An 8,820-nucleotide genomic window follows, 5' to 3' on the forward strand; every position below is an offset into this window, starting at 1 on the left:
ACTCAGGCTTCGTAAGCTGCTCAAGTTCCTCGCGATTCATGGATAGTGTGAATCATAGACGCGACCCCTTGGCAAGGGGGTGGGTAATTACCCGCCGCGGGCTTTCGTACCGGCATATCGCCATGCGTCATCATGTGTCGTCGTTCTGCGATCAGCGCCGGGAAAGCACTTGCCTGTAGCAGAGCGGGACCGAATGAGGTCTTCTGGTCGATATTTGTCATCGGATGTGCGCTGGTTGGCTGTCGCCGAGACTTGTATCTTGCAATTATCAGGGGTCCCCTTACGGACAGTTTGCCGACGTTTGGCTACCAGCGAAACTCCGCCTCCAAACCAAGAATGCGTGGAGCTGAGAGTGGCGCATAGAAAGTGCCGTCGTTGCCGAATGCGAAGTTAGCATAGGCCTGTCCGGCAAAGTAGCGGGCGTTGGTGAGGTTGCTGGCGAAGGCACGCACAGTGAGCCGCTCCCCTTCGTAGCCGGCTTGCGCCCCAAGTACGGCGATCGTTCCTTGGATCAGGCTGTTCTCGGGGTTCAGCGCGGTGTTGCCGGTTACGCGCGCTTCTCCGCGCACGAACAGCCCCGACTTATGCCTGTAGTGGATTGTCGAAGTCAGATCGAACTCGGGCACCAGCTTCACCCGGTTGCCGGAAAAGTCCTGCGTTGGCGAAAAGCGATAGCGACGATATTCCGCATCGATGTACCCGGCACCAAATGTCAGCTCCAGTCCGTCTACTAGGCGCGCCTGCAGTTCCAGCTCCGCACCCTTGCTGCGGATGGCGGCATTCGACGTGATAAAGTTTGTCGAAATCGCTTCGCCAGAAGGGCCGGTCAGCACGTTGAATTCTTGCCAGTTTGGCGCATCGATCAGGAAGACGGCGCCTGCGAGAAACAACTTCCTTTCCAGCAGCTCGGCTTTTGCGCCAATCTCGTATGACCAGAGGGATTCCTTGCCATAGCGGCCGAAATCGTCAGCGGCGCCAAATCTGGAGGCCTCGAGGTTGAAACCGCCAGGCAACCAGCCCTTAGCGACACTGGCATAGATCTGCGCGCCGGGCGCAAGTGCATAGGACAGGGCGATCTTGGGCAGCAAATCGTCGAAGGTGGCGGATTCGTCGGCGGCAGCAAAGCCAAACTGACCGAGCGGCCCTAGATCGAGAACGCCGGCCTGCTGCTGTCTCCCCCGACGGGCGTTGTCGTAGCGCAGGCCCAGTGTCGCTTCCAGTCGCGGGACGAGCGGCAAAATCAATTGGCCAAATGCCGCGATATCGCGTGCCTCTGCAGATTGCGGCGGCGCCGGGCTGAAGTCAGCAAGGGTGCCGGGGCCCGCGAGCGTGGACAGCACGACCCTCTTGCTCTCATCATAATACATGGCCCCCAGCACCCAGCGCGCGGCCCCCGTCGCGCCGCCCGACACCCGCGCTTCAAGGTTGAGATAGCGGTTGCGATTGCGGTTGCCGCCCGCGGCAGCCGGCAGTGCGGTGAGATCGATATCGGTTCCGAACGAGCTTTCCTCTTCTGCGCGCCAGGACGCTGCCAAAGCCAGCGCGGTGTTTCCTCCAAGGGATTGGGTGAGGGCTGCGCCCAGCCCCCATTCTCGTTCCTGGGTGCGCTTGGGGGCATCGTGCAGGAGGCCGAACCGCGCGACACTGCGGCCGCCGTTGAACAGATCGCGATAGTTACGGTCGTATATGGCGCTGTCAACTGGCGCGAACTCCTGCTCATAGACGCCGGGCGCGGTGATAGCGGTTCGGAATGCGAGAAGGTCGAGCCGAGTGCCGGCGGCAGGCTCGATGCGAAGCTTGGCGACACCCTGGAAGTTCTCGATGCTGCCGCGTTCCCCGATCGAAGAGGCGTCGTTGCGCACATATGCGGCACCATGCTCGTGCGATAACGAGATCGATCCACGCACGCCTTCCGCGATCGGGCCTGCGATCCGCGCACGGATCGGCCAACTCTGGCCGTTGCCAAACGCCTCGACTGCGCCGGAGACATGGCCCTGTAGTTCCTCGCCTGGATCAAGCGTGCGGATGACGATGACGCCGGCATTGCCGTTGGCGCCATAAAGTGTGCCCTGTGGACCTTTCAGGATTTCGACCTGCGCAGCATCGGCCAACACCTGCGCGTCAGGATCGCGGAAAGGGATGCCATCAATGTACACGGCAGCACGGTTGATGATGAAAGGGTTTGATTCGATGCCGCGGATCGAAATGAAGGTGCCGCCCACTTGTCCGATCTGGTTGATCGAGACGTTGGGAGAATAGTCGTCCAGCTGGCGCAGCGAACGAATTCGCGCACGTTCGATAAAGCGCTGGTCATAGACGGTGATCGAAGCTGGCACATCGATCAGCCGCTGGTCGGTTTTGTTGGCGGTGACGATTATTTCGCCAGGCTCGTCCGAAATTTGGGCGCTTGCAGCAGAAGCCAGAGTTGCCGCTCCGGCGCAGATAGCGAGACTGACAAGGCGCATCGATGACCTTCATGTAACAACATACCATGCAAGTCATTCGCAATAGTGTGGGGAGGCAGGGAGGCAAGCGCCGTAGCTATCGATGGCGGCAATTATGCTATCGATCGCGGCACCTCGAATGGCAGTCGTTCGCTTGGTGGATGCCCAAATCTGCGCCGATAGGCTTGAGCAAAGTGGCTGGGTGTGAGTCCGACGCGCAGCGCCGCTTCGGCCACCGGAATTCCTGTGGCCAACATTGCGTCGGCATGACCAAGCCGCAGGCGCGTGATGTAGCGGGCGATCGACATCCCGTTCACCGCAGAAAAGTCTCCCGTCAGGTATCGCCGGTTCAGACCGACGCGCCGCGCCAGTTCAGCGAGCGAGGGCGGATCGGGATACTCCTGGTCGAGGATCAATCGCGCGAGTTTGATGGCTTCCTTCCGGCGCTTGTCGGGCGTCCCCGTCGCCAGCCTTCCATCCTCGTGTATGTGCGCCAGCATCGCATAGCCGTCAGCGCGGAGCGCGTAGCTCCTGGCAACGCCCTTGAACGAGGCAGCCGTCCGGTTCGTGATCAGGGCGCACAGTTGGAGGTTCGCAGGCCTTGGCTCAGGCAGCGCGCCAAGGCCATCTCCCAGCACCTCGAAGAGTTCGGATCGAGCGTCGACCCATAGCCCCAGACTTGTCCATCGTGTGCCGGGCTCAGTGCGAGAGGCGCACATCAGCGGCACGTCCGCTCTGAAGTGAGCGGCGATGAAGCCGCGGAAAGCGAACGTCCTCCCCGCGATGACCGTCGTCACTTCGGCGTTTCCGGCGCTGAAGTGCAATCCCTCAGGAATGGTGGCTTCATAAGCAAGACCGGCAGGCGGCGCGCGACCGGTGGAACGCCAGAAGCTTACGTCGGGCTCCAATTCGATACGATCGGCTTCCTCGGCAGGCGTTGCCAGCGAAAGCAGTTGATCCAGAGCGTCGGTGTCCGACAGGCTCATGATGATGAAGTCGGCTGACGCGCAAGTGTGCGATAAATCGTAGGCCGGGACACCTTGAACACGTCGCCGAGATCGCTGATCGAGTAATCGCCCGAATCGTACATGCGGCGCAGCTCTTTGCTCTGCATCGGCGACAGCTTGGGCTTCTTACCCTTCAATTTCCCTTTGGCCCGAGCCACCGCCATCCCTTCCCGGGTGCGGAGACGAATGAGGTCACTCTCAAACTCGGCAAAGGTGGCGAGAATGTTGAAGAACATCTTGCCCATGGGGTCAGTCGGGTCGTGAACCGTCGATCCGAGCTGGAGCTTCACTCCGCGCTTCATCAGCTCGTCGGCAATGGCGCGGGCATCAGGAACGGAACGAGCGAGGCGATCAAGCTTCGGCACGACCAGCGTGTCGCCGGAGCGAACTGCGGCGAGCGCCTGGTCAAGGCCGGGCCGCAGGCGATTGGTGCCTGTCAGGCCGTGGTCGGTGTAGATGCGGTCGTCCGCTACGCCGAGCTTCAACAGAGCCTCACGCTGGACGGTGAGGTCCTGCTTGTCGGTCGAGCAGCGGGCGTAGCCGATAGCGATTCCGGTCATGCGCGGAGTGTAACGCACAGACCCCCGTCATTGCAAGAATCACAGTACTATCTATGTGAGACTCGCGTCACAGAGGGGAAAGGGGTGATCATCAGCCCTCAGTGTCACCGCCCGCAGATCGATCAGCTATCGTTCACTTGCTGATACTTCCGGGCGCCTTCGAGCGGTGGAGAGCGACTGTCTTGGCTGTCAAGCGCTGACGGGTACTACGATCCAAGGCTTCCGTTCGCGGAGGATAGCATTGAGCATGATGAGCAGTTTGTGAGCGACGGCGATGGTGGCGACCATTTTGGGTTTTCCGGCGGCGATCAGGCGGGCGTAGAAGCTGGCCAGTACAGGGTTAAATCGCTTGGCGACCTGGGCGGCGATGAACAGCGCGGTTCGTACCGAAGCGCGGCCGCCGGCGATCATGCTCTTGCCACGCCATTGACCGGACTGCCGCACGAAGGGTGCCAGACCAACCAATGCTGCGATCTGGCGGCGATCGAGCGGGCCAAGTTCAGGAAGCTCGGCAAGCAGGGTTCTAGCCGTGTCGGGTCCGACGCCGGGCACCGACACCAGAAGGTCCTCGGCAGCCGCCCAACCTGGCGACCCACGTACCGCAAGGTCGATCTCGCCCTCGATATCGGCGAGCTCCTTCTCGAGTGCGCGCACGACGCGCTTGAGGCTTTGTACGACACGCGGCGTGCCGCCGCGGCTCAAGCGCTGCCGTTCAGCGACAAGCATTGCAAGCACTTGCCGCCGCCGAGCGATCAGCTCGGCGAGCAACTGGGTGGCTTCATCGGCAAGCGGACGCGCAGGAGGTTTGGTCGCTTCGCCAAAACACGCAATGACTTCGGCATCGAGACGATCGGTCTTGGCATGGCGACCAAGCGCCCGGGCGTAGTGGCGGATCTGCGCCGGGTTGATGACGGCCACCGGCAAGCCGGCGGCCGCAAGGCCATTAGCAACAGCCGTCTCGTAACCGCCTGTTGCCTCCAGAATGACCAGGGCGACGCTGTGCGTCGCCAGCGTGTCGGTCAGTTCGATGATCCCGCTGGCGCTCCGGTTCACCGAAAGCGTCTCGCCACCGGGCCGAAGGTGGATATCCAAGCGGTCCTTCGACACGTCGATACCAACGTAGATAGCAGCCATCGTGGTCTCTCCCTTTCGCAAGCGGGCTTGCTGCGCAGCGGCCCAAGCGACTGTCCGAGTTCGATGGCGAACAGGTGGACACCCAAGCTCTCTTACGGGCTCGAACACCCCAGGGGAGGACGGGCTGCCACCTGCCACCATGCCGGCCATGATATCAGAAACCGGCAAACGCAGACTTAAAAGGCGAGGGCAGAACCTGCCTTTGAAAACAGGGAAGCGGAACCCTTTGACACTTGTTGGCGCAAAGTAATTTCCGTACATCTTTCGCATCAATTCAAGATCACCCGCGGGTCGGATTGGCGTCTTGGGGGGGCGAAATATGTCAGTTAGTGTCACCGGGGTCGGCCGCATCCGCCACGCGGACACTGGCACTATTTATACCATAGGTCCCAACGAGTTGGACTGGCAGGGCGTCGGCGCAGAAGAGCGCTCGATGGGAGCCGAGGTGACTTACGAAGCGGCCATTGAACATACCGACCTTGGAAGCCTGACTTGGACGGTCTGGGAGTACCCGATCGGCGCCTTCAACGACCAGGAGACAGAAGTCGGTAGGCATACGCTGCTGGAGAATTTTCAGCTTGGCATTTCCGACTCGGACGATGCCGCCGTGGACCGGGAGGGTCGCATCCAAGCAATGGTCGACTGGTTCTTCGAGAATTTCGAAGACCCCGCGAACCGCACTCCATACGAAAGTGCCGAGGGTGGCTACATCTGGATATGGGGCGGCCCCCACGATGCCGCCGAAGAAATCGGCAGCAACTTTTCGGACGAGGATCAGGAGCTAATCGACGCGGCCGTTGAACGCGTGCAGCGAGACGGACTCACGGAATGGGCGCCAACTGAAGGGCCAGATGATTACGACCCGGAACCAAATGCAACTGAGGGCGAACCGGACGACGAGGAAGCTTCGGCAGAAAACAACGAAGAGGACGACGGCAGCGGTTCTAGTCTTGAGGAGATCCTTGCAACCATCCCCCCGGAACCGTCGGGCCCCATCTTCGATCGGACGCAACAGGAACGTGTCGATCTCGTCGACTGGGACGGAGCAGAAGCGCCGGACGGCGCCCTGCTATCAGCGCTGCGCGAACAGGCGACCGAACTGGTCACCCATCTCGAAGGGACGAACGGCCATCAGGACCTTCTCCAGGCATTAATTCGATACGTCGCGACGGTTAATGCTGCCCCGGCCTCGATACCCCGCCTCTACACCGAGGGCGTGTTTCTAGAAAACACGGCGGCTCAATGCGAGCAAGAGATAGCCGCCGGCGATCGACCGCCCTTGCCCAGCACCGTTTCGAGCGGACTTGCGTCCATCCGTCAGCTGCACGGAGCGTTGATCATGTCGACGCCGACCGGCTCGGCCCTTGTCGAGGCGGCGGATCGATATCGCGCGCCGTCCGAGGACCGGGACCGCCTGAGTCAATCGATTGCAGAGGTGGCCCAGGCAATCCGCAACACTCCTTCCGTCTTTGGTCCGACCGCGCGCGAGCTTGCTGAATTAGCAGGCTCGAATGCCGGCAAGGGCGAGAGACCGGAACGGTCGAACCACGCCGCGTCGCTGCTTGTTAAGCGGATGCTTGCTGGCGTCGGCAAAATTCTGCGGTTCACTGGGTATGTGACAATCGCTACCGTTGTGGGTGATGGCCTGACGGCTACTGGCGCCGGTGGCTTTGTCATGAACAGCGTAACTTCCTTGGGAAACTCCGCTTGGGTCTTCCTAGTAAGCAACATTGATGCTGTCAGAGCATTCGCCGCTGTAGCCGGCGCCGACTTAGTTTGGCTGCGTCAGCTGGTAGCTTGGCTGCAGGCACGATTATAGCCACTCGACTACCGTCTATCGGGCAGGCCGGGCTTGCACGGTGCCAGCTTTAGTCGATAACTTCCGTTACAATCGAAAGCTGTCGATACCGATCAAACGGCTTGCACCCTTATCTTGATTTGTGCGCGAAATGGGCTATCTATGCACACGAAACGCACATAGGATGCTGTCATGTTCACCGCCTTGGTTAACGATTTTCGCGACGCGGATCACCTCTCGCCCCAGCGCATGAGCAAGCGGCTGCGGCTTCCCCTAGTCGAGTTCGCCCGGATCGCGAGGCTCCATCGCAATACGCTTGCAAATCCCGCATCACCGGCTGTCCAAGCGCGCCTCGAGCCGATCGCGCGGATCCTCGCCCAGGTCGAGGAGCTGACTGGCAATCCGGATCAGGCCATCGTGTGGTTCCGGCATCAGCCGCTGCCTGGCCATGACGGGCGTACGGCACAGGATCTTGTCGAAGCAGGGCAAAGCAATGCCGTGCTCGCCTATCTGGAGGACCTGCGCGACGGCGCCTACGCGTGAACCGCTGGGCCTTGGCGGACGCGCCGCGAAAGGCGATTGCCGGTCGCTGGTGGCGGATGCTCAGCCCGCGCTGGCATCATGACCCACTTTCCGGGGCGGGGGCGGCTCGCGCCGGCGGGCGCTGGAATGCGCCTGGTATGGCGGCGCTTTATCTGTCGGCAGATCATGGAACAGCGATTGCCGAATATATGCAGGCGCTCATTCATCCCGGAACGCTTGCCCCCTATTACGTCAAGGCAGATGCGATCCTCGACCTCACCGATGCTGATGTCCGGAAACAAGCAGGTATCGAGCAAAGCATGCTGACACTCCCCTGGCGCCGCATTCGCGATATCGACCGCGCTGAACCGGCCAGCTGGCACATGGCGCGCGAGGCCTTATTGGCGGGCTTTGCTGGTTGCCGCGTGCCGAGTGTGCAGGGCAGGGGCATCAATCTCGTGCTTTGGTGCTGGGGAGAGATTGGGGCACAGGTAACGCTGATCGACCCGACCGGTGACTTACGCCCGTGACGGCCAAGCTGCCAGTCAAGGCCTTCGTCGAGGGCGCGCAACCGTCCGAAAGGGCTGTACGAAAACTGCAGGAGAAGCGCTGCATAAGAGCAACTTGACGCGGCATGCGACTCAGAAGTGTCCAAAATAACACGCCGTTATTCAATCGTTCCTTGCACCATCGGCTTGAATTCTGCCGCGCCAGGCGTGTAGCGGCCGCATTATGCCCTTCGCCTTTAGCAACCCTGCTTTCGGTGCTTATACCACAGATGAAGGCAGCGTTCCCATGTCCACCAGCTCAGCTGAGGTGTTTGGCAACATGCTTGTTCATCTCGAACATGGTCACCTTATCAGCGCCGAAAATGGGCTTGAGCTTTGCATCAGCTACAATGTTGCGTTTGTCAGCGGGGTCCTGCAGATCGTGCTTTTTGATGTACTCCCACAGCCGCGACACGACCTGACCGCGCGAGAGCTGATCGGCACCAACGATCTCGGCCAGTTCCTTCGACGGGGTCAGCGGTTTGTTGAGGCCGTTCGGCTTGGCGACTGCGGTAGGAGCATCGGTCTTCTTTGCAGGCATCGGTCAATCCCCAAGCGGAATGCTCGGACTTGGTATGCCAAGGCTTACCGCTAGCGACAAGCCCGTAGCGTCCCTCAGGCATTGGAGCGAAAGTGAGGCGCACCCGATCCCCACAAGGCCGGAAGCTGCCGACACCGAAGTCGTACTGACCATTTATCATTATCGGTATCAGCGCTGTAATTACCCACCCCCTTGCCAAGGGGTCGCGTCTATGATTCACACTATCCATGAATCGCGAGGAACTTGAGCAGCTTACGAAGCCTGAG

At 60.7% G+C, this 8,820-nt stretch carries 8 protein-coding genes; 3 read left to right on the forward strand and 5 right to left on the reverse strand.

From position 1 onward, the window contains the following. Nucleotides 1-305: 305 nt before the first annotated feature. From FHS79_RS17955 to FHS79_RS17970, 4 genes are all read right to left on the reverse strand, one after another. Nucleotides 306-2,465: a TonB-dependent receptor gene (locus FHS79_RS17955; protein ID WP_184203136.1), complete on the reverse strand. Its 2,160-nt coding sequence runs from the start codon at nucleotides 2,463-2,465 to the stop codon at nucleotides 306-308. A 92-nt stretch (nucleotides 2,466-2,557) separates the two neighbouring features. After that, on the reverse strand, nucleotides 2,558-3,430 hold the full coding sequence (locus FHS79_RS17960; RefSeq protein WP_184203138.1) for a helix-turn-helix transcriptional regulator: 873 nt from the start codon (nucleotides 3,428-3,430) through the stop codon (nucleotides 2,558-2,560). Further along, nucleotides 3,427-4,011 carry a recombinase family protein gene (locus FHS79_RS17965; protein ID WP_184203140.1) on the reverse strand — a complete coding sequence of 195 codons (585 nt, stop codon included), beginning with the start codon at nucleotides 4,009-4,011 and terminating at the stop codon, nucleotides 3,427-3,429. Before FHS79_RS17965 ends, FHS79_RS17960 begins: the two co-directional genes overlap by 4 nt. 189 nt (nucleotides 4,012-4,200) lie before the next feature. Beyond that, nucleotides 4,201-5,145 (reverse strand): IS110 family RNA-guided transposase, encoded by a 945-nt coding sequence (locus FHS79_RS17970; protein ID WP_184203146.1) that lies wholly within the window; start codon nucleotides 5,143-5,145, stop codon nucleotides 4,201-4,203. 319 nt (nucleotides 5,146-5,464) lie between these two features. On the opposite strand from FHS79_RS17970, the gene FHS79_RS17975 reads away from it, so the two are divergent. From FHS79_RS17975 to FHS79_RS17985, 3 genes are all read left to right on the forward strand, one after another. After that, the gene (locus FHS79_RS17975) at nucleotides 5,465-6,964 is read left to right on the forward strand and encodes a hypothetical protein (protein ID WP_184203141.1); all 1,500 of its coding nucleotides are present in this window, start codon (nucleotides 5,465-5,467) and stop codon (nucleotides 6,962-6,964) included. Nucleotides 6,965-7,135: 171 nt separating this feature from the next. After that, nucleotides 7,136-7,486 (forward strand): antitoxin Xre/MbcA/ParS toxin-binding domain-containing protein, encoded by a 351-nt coding sequence (locus tag FHS79_RS17980; protein WP_184203143.1) that lies wholly within the window; start codon nucleotides 7,136-7,138, stop codon nucleotides 7,484-7,486. After that, nucleotides 7,483-7,995 carry an RES domain-containing protein gene (locus FHS79_RS17985; RefSeq protein WP_243453559.1) on the forward strand — a complete coding sequence of 171 codons (513 nt, stop codon included), beginning with the start codon at nucleotides 7,483-7,485 and terminating at the stop codon, nucleotides 7,993-7,995. The genes FHS79_RS17980 and FHS79_RS17985 overlap by 4 nt, the downstream gene beginning before the upstream one ends. A gap of 277 nt (nucleotides 7,996-8,272) precedes the next feature. Here the strand turns inward: FHS79_RS17985 and FHS79_RS17990 are convergent, their stop codons facing one another. Further along, nucleotides 8,273-8,554: an SWIB/MDM2 domain-containing protein gene (locus FHS79_RS17990; RefSeq protein WP_184203145.1), complete on the reverse strand. Its 282-nt coding sequence runs from the start codon at nucleotides 8,552-8,554 to the stop codon at nucleotides 8,273-8,275. Nucleotides 8,555-8,820 lie beyond the last annotated feature (266 nt).

It is taken from the genome of Polymorphobacter multimanifer, assembly GCF_014205635.1.
Taxonomy (GTDB): domain Bacteria; phylum Pseudomonadota; class Alphaproteobacteria; order Sphingomonadales; family Sphingomonadaceae; genus Sandarakinorhabdus; species Sandarakinorhabdus multimanifer.